Source organism: Bosea sp. 124 (assembly GCF_003046175.1).
GTDB lineage: Bacteria > Pseudomonadota > Alphaproteobacteria > Rhizobiales > Beijerinckiaceae > Allobosea.
The window spans coordinates 2,355,951-2,373,180 of the sequence record NZ_PZZM01000001.1 but is presented as its reverse complement, the minus strand read 5'-3'; the positions used below and the strand labels follow the sequence as shown (position 1 = coordinate 2,373,180).

Here is a 17,230-nt window from a genome sequence, read left to right as displayed (position 1 = left end):
GATGCACGATCAAGCGACACTGGACATCGCCGTCCGCGAACCCCGCGGCATCGCTGCGATACTCGACGATATCGGCCCGATTCTGCGCGAACGCGCCGACAGGGAGGTCGACGAAGATCGCTTCGTCGCCGAGAATTTCGCCCTGCTCAAATCGTCCGGCCTCGTCGAAATCGGCGTGCCCACCGAGTTCGGCGGCGGCGGCGCGGACATCGACCAGCTTGCCGAAATGCTGCGGACGCTGGCCCATCACTGCGGCTCGACAGCCCTGGCCTTCTCGATGCACACCCATCAGGTCGCGATTCCGGCCTGGCGTTGGACACATCAGAAGGTCGCCGCCGTCGAGCCGCTGCTGAAGCGCGTCGCGCAGGAGAAACTGATCCTGCTGTCGAGCGGCGGCTCCGACTGGATCGGCGGCTCAGGCCGGGCAGAGAAGGTCGATGGCGGCTATCGCATCACGGCGCGCAAGGTCTTCTCGTCGGGCTCACCTGTCGGCGATCTGCTGATGACCGGCGCCGTGCTCGAAGCCGAGGGCGAGCCGCCCATGGTGCTGCATTTCGGCCTGCCGATGAACTCGCCGCATGTGCGGGTGCTCGACAACTGGCGCGTCCTGGGCATGCGCGGGACCGGCTCGAACGACGTCATGATCGAAGGTCACGTCGTGCCGGAAGCAGCCGTCGCGGCACGGCGCAAGGCTGGCGAATGGCATCCCCTGTTCCATGTCATCGCCACCATCGCCTTTCCCCTGATCTACTCGGTCTATCTTGGCGTCGCCGAAAGCGCGCGGGACATTGCCGTCGCTTGCGCGAGGCGCCGCAAGCCGGACCAGCACATCATCCAGCTTGCGGGTCGCATGGACACAGAGCTTGCCGCGGCGCGGCTGGCGCGGGACTGGATGCTCGCGACGGTTCGCCAGAACGCCCCCTCAGCCAGGACCGTCAACGATGTGATGATGGGGCGCCAGCTCGTCGCGCGTCACGCGATCGCGGCTGTCGAGTTGGCGATGGAGCTGGCTGGCGGGGCCAGCTTCTTCCGGAATACCGGGCTGGAGCGGCGCTTCCGCGATATCCAGGCGGCACGCTACCATCCGCTCCAGGCCGGCCCGCAGGCACAATATGCCGGCTCGATGGCGCTCGGGCTGCCGGTCGACACTGTCTATTGACGCCCGGGCGCTTGAGGCCGCCTCGGCCTCAGTCGAGCGTGATCTTCCCGGCGAGCGGGCTCACGGCGTCGTCACCGGCTGGCGCCGGAGCCTTGTCGGTGACGAGATACTGCGCCCGCGCCAGCGCCGCGAAGCGCCCGCCCTTGGCGACGAGCTCCTCGAAGGAGCCCATCTCGATCACCCGGCCCTGTTCGAACACCAGGATGCGGTCGGCGTTGCGGATGGTCGCGAGACGGTGGGCGATGACGAAGGTGGTGCGCCCCTTCATCACCTCCTCCAGCGCCTTCTGCAGCTTGACCTCGGTCGCCGCGTCGAGCGCCGAGGTCGCCTCGTCGAGGATCAGGATCGGCGGGTTCTTCAGAAGCGCCCGCGCGATCGACAGGCGCTGGCGCTCGCCGCCCGAGAGCGTCCGGCCGCGCTCGCCGACCAGCGTGTCGAGCCCGTCCGTCTGGCGCGCCATCACCTCGGTCGCCTGCGCCCGGTCGAGCGCTTCCATCATCTCGGCATCGCTCGCATCGGGCTTGCCGACGGTCAGATTCTCGCGGATCGAGCGCGCGAACAGCATCGGCTCCTGGAAGACGACACCGATGTTCCGGCGCAAGCTGAGCAGCGAAATCTCGCGGATGTCCTGCCCGTCGACCGTGATGCGGCCGGATTGCGGGTCGAAGGCGCGATGCAGCAGGCCGAGCGTGGTCGATTTGCCCGAGCCGGTCGAGCCGACGATGGCGATGGTCTCGCCCGGCGCGACCGAAAACGAGACGTCCTGCACCGCGGCGCGCTTGCCGTCATAGGAAAAGGAGACGTCCTCGAACGAGACCGCGCCCGAGAGCCGCCCGGCATCGGGCGCGCTCGGCGGATCGCGCACCGCCGGCAGCGTGTCCAGCACGTCGAAGAACTCGCGCATCTTCGGTGCCTGCATGAAGATGAAGTTCACGAAGGCAACGATCTGCTCGAGCCGCCCGACCAGCATGGTGGCGAAACCCATGAAGGTGACGATCTCGCCGACAGTCGTCAGCCCCTGCATCAGCAGCCAGGCGCCGACGACGAAGATCGCGAGCACGGTCAGCGTCGCCGAGGCGCGGGTCGCGACCGTCGCGATCGCCCACCAGGACAGCACCGGAAGCTGCGCTTCGAGCAGGCTCGCGATGGTCGAGCGCAGGCCGCGCACCTCGGCCTCGATCCGGGTGAAGCTCTGGATCACCGGAACATTGCCGAGCGCGTCCGAGGCACGTTCCGCGAGGTTCGAGTGATAGGCCTCGACATTGCTCTGCAGCTTGTCGGTCTTGCGCAGCACATAGGCCGTGAGCAGGCCGAACAGGAACACCAGCGAAATCAGCAGCAGGCCGAGCTGCCAGTTCTTCCACAGCGTGAAGGGCAGCAGGATGAAGAGCGCGACGAGGCTGGCGCAATGCTCGCGGAAGAAGGAGAGCCACAGCGCCCACATGCCGCTGGTGCCGTCCAGCATCACCTTGAGCACGCGGCCGGAATGGGTCTGCGTGTGATAGGCCAGCGGCAGCGTCAGCGCGTGCTCGAAATAGTTCGCCATCACGGCGAGCCGGCGCCGATGCGCCAGCCGGTCGGCATGCAGCGAGACGAAGACGCTGGCGCCGATGGTGAACAGGCCGAAGCCGACCCAGGCCAGGATCAGCGGGCTGATGTCGCCCCACCCCAGCTTCTGCCCGGCGCCCTGCACGCTCGACAGCTTGTCGATCAGCGCGCCGAACAGCATCGGTTCGGCGAATGAGGCCGCCGCCAGCAGCACATTGGCCAGCGCCAGGATCAGCCCGAGCCGCTTTTCGGGGCCGAGCTCGCCGAGGACGCGCGTATAGATCGAGAAGAGCGACATGGCGGAGAGCTTTAGCTGACATGGCGGCCCGGGCAAGCTCTCAACCTGCGAGCCTTCGCCTTAACGCTTCCTTCAAAGGGCGATCGCTATCATGCCCCGGTTCTCGGGCCGGCGACGGCGCCGGTTGGGGCAGGTGGCTTTCGGGACGATGTCATGGACCTCGCAACCGGCGTAGGACTGCTTTCCGGCGTCGGCGTGCTCGTCGGCCTGATCATGCTCGATGGCGGCAATTTCAAAGCCTATTACGACATCCACGCCGTGATCGTGATCTTCGGCGGCGCGACCGCCGCGACGATGATCCGTTTCCCCTTTTCGGTGATCCTGCATGGCATCCCGATGGGCATGCGCTTCGCCTTCACCATGCGCTCGATTCACCCGCGCGAGCTGATCGACGAGATCACGCGCGTCGCCGATCTCGCCCGCAAGAGCGGCCCGGTGGCGCTCGAGACCGCCGAGGTCTCCGACACTTTCCTGGCGCAGGGGCTGCGCTATATCGCCGACGGCTACGACAAGGACTTCATCCGCGACACGATGGAGCGCGACCGCGACAACTTCCTGCAGCGGCTCGACGAGGGCTCGAAGGTCTACCGCGCGATCGGCGACTGCGCCCCCGCCTGGGGCATGATCGGCACCATTCTCGGCATGGTGACGATGTTCGCCAACATGTCGGACCCGTCCAAGCTCGGTCCGGCGATGGCGACCGCGTTGCTGGCGACGCTTTACGGCGCGGTCGTCGCCAACATGATCGCCATGCCTATCGCCGACAAGCTCCATATCAAGCTGGAGGAGGAGGAGATCTCGCGCACGCTGATCATCGACGGCGTGCTGCAGATGCGCGACGCCAAGAGCCCGACGCTCGTCCGCGAAATGCTGCTCGCCTATCTGCCCGACCATCACCGGGCCGAGATGGCGGACGCGACCTGACCGGGCCTTGAGCGATGGTCGGGATTTGAGCGATGGCTAAGAAGAAGCGCGGCGGCCATGGCGGTCACGGCTGGTTCGTGACCTTCGCCGATCTGATGGCGCTGCTGATGAGCTTCTTCGTCATGATCGCCGCCTATTCGAGCCAAGACAAGGCCAAGCTCCAGATCGTCGCCGGCTCGATGCGCGAGGCCTTCGGCTCGCAAAAGGACATCCGGCTCGCCGGCATCATCGAAGCCGACGGCATCCCCACCGGAACGCATGTCCGCAACGCCCGTGTCCGGCCGCTCGGCGAAGCGACCGACACGCCGGGCCCGGTCAAGAACACACCTCACGAGGAGGGCCTGGAGATGGCCGCGCAGGATCGCGGCTTCGCTCTCGCGGCCGCCTCGCTGCGTCAGGCCCTGCGCGACATGCCGGAGATCGCCGAGCTCTCGCGCAACATCATCGTGGAGGTCTCGGAAACCGGCATCGACGTCCAGCTCGTCGACCAGGAAGGCCGGGCCATGTTCGCTGAGGGCAAGAGCCAGCCGAACGAGCGCATGCGCAAGCTGCTGGGAGCACTGGCGCCGACGCTCCGGCGCATGCCGAACAAGATCGCGATCACCGGCCACACCGCAACGCCCCAGCCGGGCGCTGCGCCGGAGGGCGACCCGTGGGAACTCTCGGTCGGCCGTGCCGGAGCGGTGCGCGAGTTCCTCGCCAATGCCGGCGTGCCGAGCGACCGCTTCGCCTCCGTCTCGGGCAAGGGCGACACCGAACCACTGGTCAAGGACAACCCGTATCTGCCCTATAACCGCCGTGTCGGCATCGTGCTGAAGGCGGACGCACCGCCGCTGCCGACCGATCTCAGGCCCTGACGGCCGGCCCTCGCGGCGCCGGGATCACGGTGCGAGAATCAGTGCCCAGTAGACCTGGTACTTCGAGCCCGGCGCATAGGCCGTGGCGATGCCCATGCGCGTCGCGCCCGGCATCTTCATGACGCGGTCGTGCTGCGGCGAGTCGCGCCAGCCCGAGAACGCCTCCGCCAGCCGCCGGTAGCCCGCCGAGAGATTGGCCTCGGCCCCCGCCTGCCCGCTCCGCGCCAGCCGCGCCTTCACCGCCTCGGCCTGTGCGGGCTTGTCGGCGGCCGCCATGGCGCTCGCCTCCTGCTGTGCAACGGCGACCAGCTCGGGATCGAGCACGAGCGCATTCAGGCCTGCATTGAGCCGGTAGGCCGAGATCATCGCGCGGGCCTCGTTCGCATCGACCCGAGCCGAGGCCGAACCGAGATCGCGATAGAAGGCCGGCTGGCTCATGCGCGCGGGCTCGGTGCAGCCGGCGACGCCGAGCAGCGCCAGCGCGCCCGCGACGAGGACGGGACAGGTCATCGAGCGGGCTTTCGCCGCGCCGCGTTCGAGGCTGAGCATCGCATCATTCCTTGCTGTCGTCCTTGGCCGGCTCCGGCGGCGCGGGAGCGGGTGCCGGCGGCGGGGCCTGGCCCGCCTCGGTCTCGTCGTCCTCGGCGAGTACGGGCTGCGCCCGGCGCCCGGCCCGGGCCGGCGCGGCCGGCTTTGTATTTCTGGCTGCGCTCGGCGCGCCCGTCCTTGCCTCGCGGGTGACGGCGGCGGCGATGCTGCCCAGTGACTGCTCGACGCCCTCGAGCCCCTTGACCAGCAGTTCCGGCGTGCCGGCGGCCGGCTCCATCTCGGTCAATCGCTTGTGCAGCGCGAAGTTCAGGTCGCTGGTGACGCGCCCGACGATGTCGACATCGGCGACGACGCAGATCAGCTCGAAATCCATCGTCGCCGTGCCGATCTTCTTGAACATGACCGCCGGCGGCGGCTTCTGCATCACGTCGCCATGGCCGCTGGCGACCTCGCTGAGCATGCTGCGAACCTCGGAGGCGTCGAGCGAGCGCGGCACCGACAGCGCGATCAGGATGCGCCCCGTCCGGTCGTTGCGGACGCGGTTGCGCACGACGCCGGAGACGAGGTTCGAGTTCGGCACGATCACCGAGGAGCGGTCGAAGGTCGCAATCTCGGTCGAGCGCACATTGATCTTCTTGACGATGCCCTCGGCGTCGCCGACCACGACCTGATCGCCGACGCGGATCGGCCGCTCCCAGAGCAGGATCAGCCCCGAGACGAAGTTCGACACCACCGATTGCAGGCCGAAACCGATACCGACGGAGAGCGCGCTCGCCACCAGTGTCAGCCGTTCGAGGCTCAGCCCCAGCGCTGAAACGGCGAGCGCGACCGCGCCGACATAACCGACATAGCCGGCCGCGGTGGTGATCGAGTTCCTCAGCCCCGTGTCGAGCTGCGTCGTCGGCAGGAACTTGGTCTCGAGCCAGCCCTGCATCGAGCGCGTGGCCCCGAGCCCGGCTGCAAACAGCAGCCCGGCGATGAAGATCGAGGACAGCGAGATCGTGACGCCGCCGACCTGGAAGCCGAAGAAGGCGGCGCGCAGCGATGTCAGGAAATCCGCCGATTCCAGCCCCCAGGGCGCCAGCACCAGCATCAGGGTGACGACGATCAGGATGAGCTTGAGGGCACCCGCGGCAATGACCGCGATCTTGTCCAGCGTCCCGGTGCGGATGCCGAGCCCGGCTTTGAGCGTCAGCGCGAGCCGGCCCTTTCCGGTCAGCGCCTGCGGAATGCCGAGGTCGACGAGCTGGTAGGCCAGTACGAAGACGCAGGCGACGATGCCGACCCAGAGCACCTGCTCCGTGAGGAACGAGGCGAAGATCACATAGCCGCTGAGGACGGAGAGCGAGATGACGAGTCCGACGATCCAGCCGAAGATGCGGATCGGCCCGAGGCTCGCGCCGTCGACCGCCACATAGGGCCCCAGGCACGCTTCCTCCTCGACCTCCTCGTCGTCGCGCAGGCGGAACAGACCCGCCACCAGCGTCAGCGCGAAGATGATCACGAGGATGCTGCGCAGGATGATCGAGACGGCGAGCCCTGCCGCGATCGCCGTCAGCCACGCTTCCAGAACCTTGCTGACCGAGAGCACGAGGGCCAGCGACGTGCCCATCCAGACCACGATGCGCGCCGTCGAATCCATCACGCTGACCAGCCGCCGCTGCGGCTGGCTCGGCGCAAACAGCGCGTCGAGCAGCGCCTGGACGAAGGCGACGAAGGCGAGCCCCGCGACTGCTGCCGCGATCACCGGCTGGATTCGCAGCGGCAGCAGCCCGGCCGTGTTCAGCGCCGCATAGATCAGCCAGCTCGCCAGAGCCGGAGGCGCGGCGCCCGCGACGACATGGGCCAGCGCGACATAGAGGCAATGCAGGCTGCCCGTGTCCTGCGTGTTGCCGAAGCGGGCCTTGAAACGCGGCAGATAGCGGCGGCGCGCCAGATAGAGCAGCACGGCGCCGATGAAGGCCAGAGCGACCAGGCCACCGCGCACGCCCGACATCGCCTCGGCGACGCCCGACAGCCAGCCGCCGAAGATATAACCCGAAGCGCGCAGATCCTCCGGCACCGTCGCGATCGCGCTGCTCCACATGTCCGGGCTGAACACGGTTGGGCCGGCGGCGAACAGCGCCTTGGCGAACAGCTCGCGACGGCGGTCGCCGATCGCGGTCTGGAGCTGCTCGGCCTGAAGGAACGCGGCGCGCGCGATCTTCATCGTCTCGTCGGCCTCGGCGAAGGCCTTGAGGCGGCCGTCGCGCTCGCGCGCCACCTCGGCTGTCTCGGGCGGCGCGGCGGCATCGGGCTTGGCGCCAAGCTGGTCGAGCCGCAGCTTCGCCTGCTCGACGCGCGGAGTTTGCTCCTCGATGAGCTGGCGAAGCTGGTCGAGCGAGGGCTGCAGCCGCGCACGCTGCCGTTGCAGCTCCGTTTCCGTCGCGGTCGGTGCCGCCAGCGTCGTTTCGATCTGCGTCAGTTCGAGCCGGATCGCATCCAGCCGGGCCCGGGCCGGCGCCACTTCGGCCGCCGGCTGCTGCGCGAACGTCTGTCCCGCGCCGACGAGCGCCGCAAACAGCATCGCCAGGGCAAGGACGAGGCCATGAAGGCGTGGCCTTGGTGAGGGCGCTTGCCCGATGCGCGCAGCCATTCCGGTCCGGCCTCGCTCAGGATGGTGATTCGGTCCTGGCTCGACCGTCGCCACAGCTCCGTCCCCAAGGCAAGCGTGGCACCAGCGATCGAAGGGCAAGGGCGAGACCTGTCTGCACGGTTGGAAGCGAATGGGGCGATGTCCGCCACGCCAGGGCAGCGGCGTCGGGCTCCTCATTCCCTCCCAAACGGGACATCATCATGGCACGGCGACGATAAAAGACGCTGCGGCAGGCAGGAGGACGTCAATCCCCGGCGCCGGATTTCCCCTTGCCAGCGGCTTTCTCCTTCTCGGAGTCCTTGCCCTTCGGCTTCGCCCGGTTGCGGTAGCTCGCATTGCCGAGGCCGGTCCCGATCGTCAGCACCGCCCAGTTCTCGACATCCTGCATCGCCGGCATCTCGCTCAGGCCCTGGATCACCGCATCGTTATGCATCGCGACCTGCGTCTCATGCTCGCCGATCTCCGGCACGAGCGCGCGGATGCTATCGACCAGATTGAAGCGGCTGCTCTCCCAGTTGCCCGGCAGGTTCTGCGCACCGCGATCGATGGAGCCGTCCGGCTCGATCAGCCCCGGACAGCCGACCCCGATGAAAGGAGCGACGCGCAAACCATCCTTCTTCGCCTGCTTGAGCTGGGCCTTGAGCATTGTGCCGAGCCGCTCGATCGCTTCGTCGCGGCTGGGCGCGTCGTCGGCATGCCGCCAGAGTTCGGAGGAGGAGACCCTGGCCTTGCTCAGATCCGGCGCCTTGTCCTGGCGCAGCTCGACGATGCCCGCGCGGATGTTCGAGCCTCCGATATCGACGGCGGCGAGACTGTCATAGGCTTCGAAGATCCATTTCGGCGCGAGATGCGCGCTGCCGACCAGCCCGGCCTCGTCCGGGTGATGCGAGACCGGCACGAGATCGATCTTGTGTCCGTCCGTGCTCAGGATGATGCCGGCGCGGCCAATGGCGAGTTCGCCGACGCGACTCTCGCGGAAGCCGCCGCCGACCACGATACGCTCGACCGGCGCCCAGCTCTTGAGCCGCACGAAGCGGCGGATGACGAAGGCGAGCGACTGGGCGAAGCGCTCGATCGCGCTGAGCACGAGCGCCGCCTCATGCGGATCGCCATCCTTCAGCAGCGCGTCGAGATTCTTCTTGCTGACCGCCGCAGTCTCGCCCTTCAGCGGATCGCTGCCTTGCTCGCGCAGATGCAGGCGCAAGGCGTCGAGATGCTCGACGAAGGCGCTCCGGCTCGCCTTGTCGCCGACGAAGCCGTCCTGATCGCGGATTTCGAGATTGTAGCTGGTGACGCTGACGGAGGGCAGCTCGTCTGCACCGTGCACGCCATGCTGACCCGCCTCGCGACGGCTTGTCGTCCCTGCCGTAGCAGTGCCCATCTCGTCCTCCCCCGATCTGCTTCGATAAGGGCAACCCCCGGACGCCCGCAGAGGTTCCGGGACGCGCCACCCGAACCGGCGGCAGCGCCTGACGCATGGCGCGCCTGCGCCCGTCGCGGCGCTTTCGCGGCCTTCGCCGGTTGACCCGCCGGGCGGATCGCCGCTCCATGGGCCCGGTTGCAAACGACGCCCTGAACGGGCGCATGAGGCGGGCGCGGCTGTCCGCGCTCCGGGGGGATGACATGGTGGATTTCATTGTTCGGGCAGTGATGATCGGCATCGGCGCGACCGTGGTGCTGGATCTCTGGGGGCAGCTCCTGAAGCGCACCATCGGCTGGCCCCCGACGAACTGGGCGATGCCCGGACGCTGGCTCGTCCACCTGTTTCGCGGGCAACTGGTCCATGAGGACATCGCCAAGGCGGAACCCGTCCAAAACGAGCTCGCCATCGGCTGGGCCTTCCACTACGCCGTCGGCATTCTCTTCGCCGCGAGCCTGCTGGCGGTCTGGGGCGTGGGCTGGGCCCGCAACCCGACCTTCCTGCCGGCACTGGTCGTCGGTCTTGTCACCGTCGGCTGCGGCTGGTTCATCCTGGCGCCCGGCATGGGCGCCGGCATCGCCGCATCGAAGCGGCCCAACGCCAACCGCATCCGGCTGATGAACATCATCGGCCACATCGTCTTCGCGATCGGCCTCTACGGCACGGCGCTCCTCACCCGCTGAACACCCTCGCCACCCACCAGGACAAACCAGAGACAACCATGGCCAGCACGCTCTTCACCAATGCCCGCATTGTCGACGGCACCGCGCCCGAAGCCGGCGCTCCCGTCAGCGTCCTCGTCGAGGGCGGCACGATCAGGGATGTCGGCAAGAGCGTCTCGTCGCCCAAGGCCAGGATCGTCGACCTCAAGGGCAAGACCCTGATGCCCGGCCTGATCGACGCGCATGTCCATGTCGTCGCCGGCGTCGCCGATCTCGGCAAGAACGCGATGCTGCCGGACTCGCTCGTCACCGCGCGCTCCTTCGTCATCATGCGCGAGATGCTGATGCGCGGCTTCACCACGGTGCGCGATGTCGGCGGCGCCGATTTCGGCCTGAAGCAGGCGACGGACGAAGGCCATTTCCCGACGCCGCGCCTCGTCATTTCCGGCAAGGCGCTGAGCCAGACCGGCGGCCATGCCGATTTCCGCGGTCGCTATGATGACGCGACGACGCCGGTCATCCGCCACCGGCTCGGCGCGCTCGGCCGCGTCTGCGACGGGCTCGACCAGGTCCGCCGCGCCGCGCGCGAGGAAATGAAGGGCGGCGCCGACTTCATCAAGATCATGGCCAATGGCGGTTGCGCCTCGCCGACAGACCCGATCCATTTCCTAGGCTTCTCCGTCAGCGAGTTGGAGGCGATCGTCGAGGAGGCCCGGATGGCCGGCACCTACGTCTCGGCCCATGTCTATACCGACGACGCGATCCGCCGCTGCGTCCTGGCCGGCGTCCACTCGCTGGAGCACTGCAACCTGATCGAGGCCGAAACGGCGAAGCTCGCCGCCTCGAAGGGCGCGGTCGCGGTGCCCACCCTCGTCACCTACGACAAGCTCGTCTCGGACGGCCCCAAGCTCGGCTTCCCGCCGGATTCCGTCGCCAAGGTCGATGTCGTGCGTTCGGCCGGGATGAACTCGCTCGCCATCATGAAAAAGGCCGGGCTCGCTATGGCCTATGGCAGCGACCTGCTTGGCGAGATGCATCGCTACCAGTCGGAAGAGTTCGTGATTCGCGGCCGGGCCCTGCCGGCGCATGAGGTGATCGGCTCCGCCACCCATGTCGCGGCCAAACTGCTCAAGCTCGAGGGCAAGATCGGCACGATCGCCGCCGGCGCCCATGCCGACCTGATCGTCGTCGACGGCGACCCGTTGAAGGACCTCTCGCTGCTGACGCGGCAGGGCAAGCACATGCCGCTGATCATGAAGGGCGGCGCCTTCATGAAGCGCGCCAGCCTGGGCTGAGCGCGAAGGCCGTCATGCTCGGGCCCGCCCTGAGCATGACGGCCTTCGCTTCACACGCCCAGATCCAGAACCCGCGTCTCATAGGCGTAGAGCTGGCGGAAACCGAGCGAGCGATAGAGCCCGAGCGCGACCGCATTGTTCTGGTCGACCTGGAGATAGGCCTGTTCGCAGTCCATCGCGCGGGCCCAGCCCATCAGGCCACCGATCAGGCGCCGGCCATAGCCATGGCCGCGATGGGCGGGATCGACGACGACGCTGCCGATCTCGGCCATGCCGCGCTCGGCCACGCTCATCCCGAAAGCGACCGGCTCTCCCGCGACCATCCAGGTCACGAAGGCGGCCGGCAGGCGCACGGCATCGACGATCCCCGCGAGCTTCACGGGATCGGTCTTGATACCGCTCTGGCGCGCGGCGACGCCCGCGATCCAGTCCTGGCTCGGGCGCGCCTCGATCTCGAGATCGGGCTCGGCCTCCGGCACGATGTCGGCAAGCACCCTGATCAGGCCGAAGGACGCGTCCTTGACGCGATAGCCGCGCGCCAGCACGACAGCTTGCGTCACCTCTCCGACGAGCGGCGTCAGCCGGATGCAGGGCGGCAGGCCATCGGCCCGGTAGAGCTCCTCGATCAGCGCCAGCGTCGCCTCGTCGAGCTCGGCGCCCGGCTTCAGCGGCGAGGCCGAGTTCGCCCGGCCCGAATAGCCGCCGGCGAAACGCACCACCCAGTCGCCGATCAGCAGCGTCGCCGGCGCGGGCCAGGCATTGACGATGCGCCGCTCGCAATCGAGCACGAGGCCGAGCTCACTCTGGTCGAGCGTCTGTTGATCCGGCGTCATCACGCGCTCCCTCCGGGCTTGCGCGGCGTCGGCCGCCAGTTCGGCGGCGCCATCTCGAAAGCCTCGAAGACGAAGCCCGGCGCCACCGTGCAGCCGACCAGCGTCCAGGCGCCGAGCGAGGTCGCACTCTGCCACCAGCCCGCCGGCACGACGAATTGCGGCCGCTGCCCGGCGGCGAGATCGGTGCCGAGATGATGCGCCGAGGCGTCGTGCCCGTTGGGCGAGACGCTGATCACCAGAGGGGCGCCGGCATAATGATGCCAGATCTCGGCTGCATCGACCCGATGCCATTCCGAGGTCTCAGCCGTGTCGAGCAGGTAGTAGATCGCGGTCGAGACGCTGCGCCCTTCAGCCTCCCGCGGATCGCGAAAGGTCTCGCGATAATGCCCGCCCTCGGGATGGGGCTTGAGATCGAGCAGCCGGATCACCTCGGCAGCGGTCAGGCCGTTCAGAGACGAAGCCATGGCATTCCTCGGGAAGAGTTCGCGCCTCGGGAAGAGTTCGCGTCTTGGGAAGAGCGCGCACTTCGAAAAGGAGATCGTGCCTCAGAAGCGGTTCTTGGCTTCGCGCAGGGCGGCGAAGACATCGCCCGAAGGCGCGGCGACGAGCCCGACGGCGGCGGCGAGTGCCCCCTCGCCGGCGCGGAAGAAGGGATTGGTCGCAGCCTCCTCCGCCACCGTGGTGAGTGCCCAGAAGCGGCCTTCCGCCTTGGCTGCCTCGGCCTCGGCCAGCCGCGCCGACAGAGCCGCATTGGCCGGCTCCATCGCGGCGGCGAACCGCGCATTGGAGAGGGTATAGTCATGGCCGCCGATCAGGCGGGTTTCGCCGGGCAGCGCCATCAGCCGCGACAGCGAGGTCCACATCGCCGCCATCTGGCCGGGCTGCACGCGCCCGCAGCCCATCACGAAGACGACGTCGCCGACCAGCGCCAGCTTCGCCCCGCGCGAGACGAAGCTGAGATGCCCGCCCGAATGGCCGGGCGTATGCCAGATCTCGAAGCTATCCCCGCCGAGCGACACCGTGTCGCCCTCTCCGACGATGCGGTCGAGCGGGGCCGAAGCCGCCGCATCGGCCGGCCCGCAGACTGTCGCCCCGGTCGCCCGCTTCAACTCGGCCACGCCTTGGGTATGGTCGGAATGCGCATGGGTGACGAAGATGTCGGTGATCGTCCAGCCCTTCGCCTTCGCCGCCGCCATGACCTGCCCGGCATCGGGCACGTCGACGGCCGCACAGGCCTTCGTCGCCGGATCGAGGAGCAGCGCACCGGCATTGTCGCTGAGCGTGCGGAAGACGTGGAGATCGAGCGGCATGGCGGGCTCCGGAAGCATGCGAGGGGCGACTGGCGAATAGCGAATGCAAGGCTCCAACGCCACCCCCGCAACGCGAGCCGGCCGCCCTTCGCTGCTCGCCGTTCGCCATTCGCCCTTGCGCGCCCCGGCGCGGCACCACATCTTCCGGCTCCATGTCGCTCGACGTCGCCGATCTGCGAGCCTTCTATGCCAGCCCGCTCGGCCATGTGGCGCGACGCTTCATCGGCACGGCCATGCTGCGCTTCTGGCCCGACTGCGCACGCCAGCGCGTCCTCGGGCTGGGCTTTTCCACGCCCTATCTCTCGGTGCTCGGCGTCAATGCCGAACGGGTGATCGCCTTCATGCCGGCGGCGCAGGGTGTGGTGAGCTGGCCATCCGACGGTCCCTCGGCCTCCGCGCTGGTCGAACCGACGCTGCTGCCCCTGCCAACCGCCTCGATCGACCGGGTCGTGCTCGTCCATGCGCTGGAAGAGACCGAAAGCCCCGACGACCTGATCGAGGAGGTCGGGCGCGTGCTCTCGCCGGGCGGGCGGATGATTCTCGTCGTGCCGAACCGGCGCGGACTCTGGGCCCGGATGGACGGCACGCCCTTCGGCCAGGGCCGCCCCTTCAGCCGTTCGCAGCTCGAGGCGCTGATGCGTGCGGCCGAGTTCTCGCCCGAGAACTGGACCGAGGCGCTCTATGTACCGCCGCTGCGCCGCCGCCTGCTGATGCGCTCGGCCTCCGCCTGGGAACGCGTCGGGGCCGGGCTCTCGCTACCCTTCGCGGGGGTCCATGTCATCGACGCGACGAAACAGGTCTACCGTCGCATCCCGCTGCGCGCGACGCGCCGCAGCTTCGCCTTCCGCCCCATCCTGCTGCCGCAGCCGACGCCGACGCAGCGCGGCGGCAATGCCCGCGACGGCACGCCGCCGGGTTGACAAAAAAGCCGGGGCGCGGCCAAGGTCCGCCGCTTTTCGCGAGCCCGGTTCCGCATGACGCTTCACGCGCAAGGACCCCCCGGCGCGGAACCTGAAACTGGATCACGATGCGAAGCTATCTGGATTTCGAGAAGCCGGTCGCCGAACTGGAGGCGAAGGCGGATGAGTTGCGGGCCCTGGAATCCAAGGGCGAGGGCTACGCGCTCGCCGAGGAGATTGGCCGGCTCGAGGCCAAGGCTGGCCAGGCGCTGAAGGACCTCTATGCCGCGCTGACGCCTTGGCAAAAGACGCTGGTGGCGCGCCATCCGCAGCGGCCGCATTTCAAGGACTACTGCGCCGCGCTGATCGACGAGTTCACGCCGCTGGCCGGCGACCGCACCTTCGGTGAGGACGAGGCCGTCGTCGGCGGCTTCGGCCGCTTCCGCGGCGAGCCGGTCTGCATCATCGGCCAGGAGAAGGGTGATTCGACCGAGACCCGCATCCGGCACAATTTCGGCATGGCCAAGCCCGAGGGTTACCGCAAGGCGGTCCGGCTGGTCGAACTCGCCGACCGATTCGGCCTGCCGGTGCTGAGCTTCGTCGACACCGCCGGCGCCTATCCCGGCATCGAGGCTGAGGAGCGCGGCCAGGCCGAGGCCATCGCCCGCTCGACCGAAGCCTGGCTCGGCCTCGGCACGCCCAGCGTCGCGCTGGTGATCGGCGAGGGCGGCTCGGGCGGTGCGATCGCGATCGCGGCCGCCAGTCGCGTGATGATGCTGGAGCACGCCATCTATTCGGTGATCTCGCCGGAAGGCGCCGCCTCGATTCTCTGGCGCGACACCGGCCGGGCCCAGGATGCCGCCACCGGCATGAAGATCACCGCGCAGGATCTGCTCAAATTCGGCGTCATCGACCGGATCGTCAGCGAGCCGACCGGCGGCGCGCATCGAGGCCGCGAGGCCACGATCGGACGCGCCGGCGATGCGCTGGCTGCAGCGCTGGCGGAGATGGCCGGGCTTTCGCGCGACCAGATCGTCGAGCAGCGCGCCGAGAAATTCCTGGCGATCGGACGCAATCTGTGAGGGCGCGCAGCCCCGCATGGGGCGGTGTCGCGCCGACCCGGTGATTAACCTCGCCTTGACCATGTGGCCTTCACACAGGACCCTGTGGTAAGGAACCTTCAAGGCTAACGCTTCTAAAACAGGACGGCGGGCACAATTTGGCCGTCTTGCGAAGTCACAGGTCGCGCTCTTGGCCGGCCGATCGATGGGATTGACGACGTGGCATTCAAGCAACTCGCGCTCGTGGCTTTTGTTGCATTGTCCCTGGGCGCCTGCGAGGAGGACCGTTATCGCGGCTCCGCCCGGCACCATATCCCGATCCCGTCGGCGACCTACACGCTGATGTCCGAGAAGGGCATGAACAAGGATCAGCCGATCCTGATCCGCTCCTACAAGAAGGAGTCGGAGCTCGAGATCTGGAAGCGCAAGCCCACCGGCCAGTACGCCCTGCTCAAGACCTTCCCGATGTGCCGCTGGTCCGGCCAGCTCGGCCCGAAGGTCCGTGAGGGCGACCGCATGGCGCCCGAGGGCTTCTACGCCATCAGCCCGGCGCAGATGAACCCGAACTCGTCCTATTATGTCTCCTTCAACATGGGCTACCCCAACGCCTATGACCGCTCGCATGGCCGCACCGGCGCCCATCTGATGGTGCATGGCGCCTGCTCCTCGGCCGGCTGCTACTCGATGACCGACGACCAGATCGGCGAGATCTACGCGCTCGTCCGCGAGGCGCAGAACGCCGGCCAGAAGGCCGTCCAGATGCAGGCGCTGCCGTTCCGGATGACGCCGGAGAACCTCGCCAAGCACCGGCTCGATTCCAACATCGCCTTCTGGAAGAACCTGAAGGAAGGCACCGACTATTTCGAGGTCACGGGCGACGAGCCGCAGGTCGGCGTCTCCGGCGGGCGCTACGTCTTCAACGGCAGCACCGGCGATCCCTCGGTCGCGCAGGCCGTGCAGCAGAAGCGCCAGCAGGACGAGACCCAGGTCGCGGCGCTCGTTGCCAGAGGCACGCCCGCGATCAAGCTGCTCTATGACGACGGCGACCAGCACAGCTCCTTCAAGACCGCCCTCGTCGCCGGCGGCGCGGATTCGCTGAACCGCTCGGCTTCCTGGGGCTCGCGCGATGTCGGCGTCAGCCGCCCCGATGCACTGACCATCGGCCCGCGCGTCGTCGTCCTCGATGACAAGGGCAAGGCGAAGGCGACCATCCGCGCCACCTCGGCCGACAACGACGCCGTGCTCGCAGCCGTCTCCGCGGCTGCCACCGAGCCGCCCGCAGCCAAGCCTGAACTCGCCAAGGCCGAGCCTGCCAAGCTTGAAGCTGCCAAGCCCGAGCCGACCAAGGCCGAGGTGCCGAAGCCAGCCGCCGCACCGGCTGCAACGCTGCTCGCCAAGGTCCAGCCGGGCGGTGCCGCGCCAGCCCCGGTCGCCGGCTCCTTCACCACGGCCTCCGAGGAGAGCGAACCCTTCTATCGTCGCGCGCTCAGCTTCGTGCCCCTGATCGGCGCCTCGAAGCCGGCAGAGACGCAAGTTTCCGCGCCGGTTGCTTCGGTCGTGCCGTCGACACCGACGAATGTGCGCGCCCCTCTGCCGCCGCGCCGCGCCGACAAACTGCGCACGACCCGCCTGGAAGAGCCGGCGGCGGCCTTCGCCAGCCAGCCTGTCACGCGCTGACCGCCCTGTCTCACGCCGATCGCGGCGTGTTGGAAATGCAACATCCGAACGCTTTGTCGGCTTAGACCGTTTCTCAGGCGCAAAGGCCCCGCTGTGCGGGGCC

Annotated in this window: 15 protein-coding genes; 8 read left to right on the top strand and 7 right to left on the bottom strand. The window is 68.3% G+C overall.

What is annotated here, in order from left to right; translation table 11 throughout:
- The first annotated feature begins 1 nt into the window (after position 1).
- On the top strand, positions 2 to 1,159 hold the full coding sequence (locus C8D03_RS11160) for an acyl-CoA dehydrogenase family protein (protein ID WP_108046325.1): 1,158 nt from the start codon (positions 2 to 4) through the stop codon (positions 1,157 to 1,159).
- A 28-nt stretch (positions 1,160 to 1,187) separates the two neighbouring features.
- On the opposite strand, the gene C8D03_RS11155 is transcribed toward C8D03_RS11160, so the two are convergent.
- Positions 1,188 to 3,005 (bottom strand): glucan ABC transporter ATP-binding protein/ permease, encoded by a 1,818-nt coding sequence (locus C8D03_RS11155; RefSeq protein ID WP_108046324.1) that lies wholly within the window; start codon positions 3,003 to 3,005, stop codon positions 1,188 to 1,190.
- 153 nt (positions 3,006 to 3,158) lie between these two features.
- Between C8D03_RS11155 and C8D03_RS11150 the strand changes: the two genes are divergently transcribed.
- Both C8D03_RS11150 and C8D03_RS11145 read left to right on the top strand, forming a co-directional pair.
- The gene (locus tag C8D03_RS11150) at positions 3,159 to 3,929 is read left to right on the top strand and encodes a motility protein A (RefSeq protein ID WP_108046323.1); all 771 of its coding nucleotides are present in this window, start codon (positions 3,159 to 3,161) and stop codon (positions 3,927 to 3,929) included.
- A gap of 32 nt (positions 3,930 to 3,961) precedes the next feature.
- Positions 3,962 to 4,786, top strand: a complete 825-nt coding sequence (locus C8D03_RS11145) for an OmpA/MotB family protein (RefSeq protein WP_108046322.1) — start codon at positions 3,962 to 3,964, stop codon at positions 4,784 to 4,786.
- 24 nt (positions 4,787 to 4,810) lie between these two features.
- Here the strand turns inward: C8D03_RS11145 and C8D03_RS11140 are convergent, their stop codons facing one another.
- The 3 genes from C8D03_RS11140 to C8D03_RS11130 form a co-directional block, all read right to left on the bottom strand.
- Positions 4,811 to 5,335: a CAP domain-containing protein gene (locus C8D03_RS11140; RefSeq protein ID WP_248308430.1), complete on the bottom strand. Its 525-nt coding sequence runs from the start codon at positions 5,333 to 5,335 to the stop codon at positions 4,811 to 4,813.
- 4 nt (positions 5,336 to 5,339) lie between these two features.
- Complete coding sequence (locus C8D03_RS11135) at positions 5,340 to 7,970, bottom strand: DUF3772 domain-containing protein (RefSeq protein WP_181300883.1); 2,631 nt, start codon at positions 7,968 to 7,970, stop codon at positions 5,340 to 5,342.
- Positions 7,971 to 8,214: 244 nt separating this feature from the next.
- Positions 8,215 to 9,351 carry an ROK family protein gene (locus tag C8D03_RS11130; RefSeq protein WP_108046320.1) on the bottom strand — a complete coding sequence of 379 codons (1,137 nt, stop codon included), beginning with the start codon at positions 9,349 to 9,351 and terminating at the stop codon, positions 8,215 to 8,217.
- Positions 9,352 to 9,593: 242 nt separating this feature from the next.
- Between C8D03_RS11130 and C8D03_RS11125 the strand changes: the two genes are divergently transcribed.
- Both C8D03_RS11125 and C8D03_RS11120 read left to right on the top strand, forming a co-directional pair.
- Positions 9,594 to 10,073 carry a DUF2938 domain-containing protein gene (locus C8D03_RS11125; protein ID WP_108046319.1) on the top strand — a complete coding sequence of 160 codons (480 nt, stop codon included), beginning with the start codon at positions 9,594 to 9,596 and terminating at the stop codon, positions 10,071 to 10,073.
- 38 nt (positions 10,074 to 10,111) lie between these two features.
- The gene (locus C8D03_RS11120; RefSeq protein WP_108046318.1) at positions 10,112 to 11,347 is read left to right on the top strand and encodes a metal-dependent hydrolase family protein; all 1,236 of its coding nucleotides are present in this window, start codon (positions 10,112 to 10,114) and stop codon (positions 11,345 to 11,347) included.
- Between the two features lie 50 nt (positions 11,348 to 11,397).
- On the opposite strand, the gene C8D03_RS11115 is transcribed toward C8D03_RS11120, so the two are convergent.
- From C8D03_RS11115 to gloB, 3 genes are all read right to left on the bottom strand, one after another.
- Positions 11,398 to 12,180: a GNAT family N-acetyltransferase gene (locus C8D03_RS11115; RefSeq protein WP_108046317.1), complete on the bottom strand. Its 783-nt coding sequence runs from the start codon at positions 12,178 to 12,180 to the stop codon at positions 11,398 to 11,400.
- Positions 12,180 to 12,644: a cupin domain-containing protein gene (locus C8D03_RS11110; protein ID WP_108046316.1), complete on the bottom strand. Its 465-nt coding sequence runs from the start codon at positions 12,642 to 12,644 to the stop codon at positions 12,180 to 12,182. The genes C8D03_RS11115 and C8D03_RS11110 overlap by 1 nt, the downstream gene beginning before the upstream one ends.
- An 81-nt stretch (positions 12,645 to 12,725) precedes the next feature.
- On the bottom strand, positions 12,726 to 13,490 hold the full coding sequence (gene gloB, locus C8D03_RS11105; protein ID WP_108051507.1) for a hydroxyacylglutathione hydrolase: 765 nt from the start codon (positions 13,488 to 13,490) through the stop codon (positions 12,726 to 12,728).
- 152 nt (positions 13,491 to 13,642) lie between these two features.
- Here gloB and C8D03_RS11100 point away from each other — a divergent pair, with 152 nt between their 5' ends.
- The 3 genes from C8D03_RS11100 (at position 13,643) to C8D03_RS11090 (ending at position 17,127) form a co-directional block, all read left to right on the top strand.
- On the top strand, positions 13,643 to 14,410 hold the full coding sequence (locus C8D03_RS11100; RefSeq protein WP_108046315.1) for a class I SAM-dependent methyltransferase: 768 nt from the start codon (positions 13,643 to 13,645) through the stop codon (positions 14,408 to 14,410).
- Between the two features lie 107 nt (positions 14,411 to 14,517).
- Positions 14,518 to 15,471, top strand: coding sequence for an acetyl-CoA carboxylase carboxyltransferase subunit alpha (locus C8D03_RS11095; protein WP_108046314.1), 954 nt, complete (start codon positions 14,518 to 14,520; stop codon positions 15,469 to 15,471).
- Between the two features lie 198 nt (positions 15,472 to 15,669).
- On the top strand, positions 15,670 to 17,127 hold the full coding sequence (locus C8D03_RS11090; RefSeq protein ID WP_146170149.1) for a L,D-transpeptidase family protein: 1,458 nt from the start codon (positions 15,670 to 15,672) through the stop codon (positions 17,125 to 17,127).
- The last annotated feature ends 103 nt before the right edge of the window (positions 17,128 to 17,230 follow it).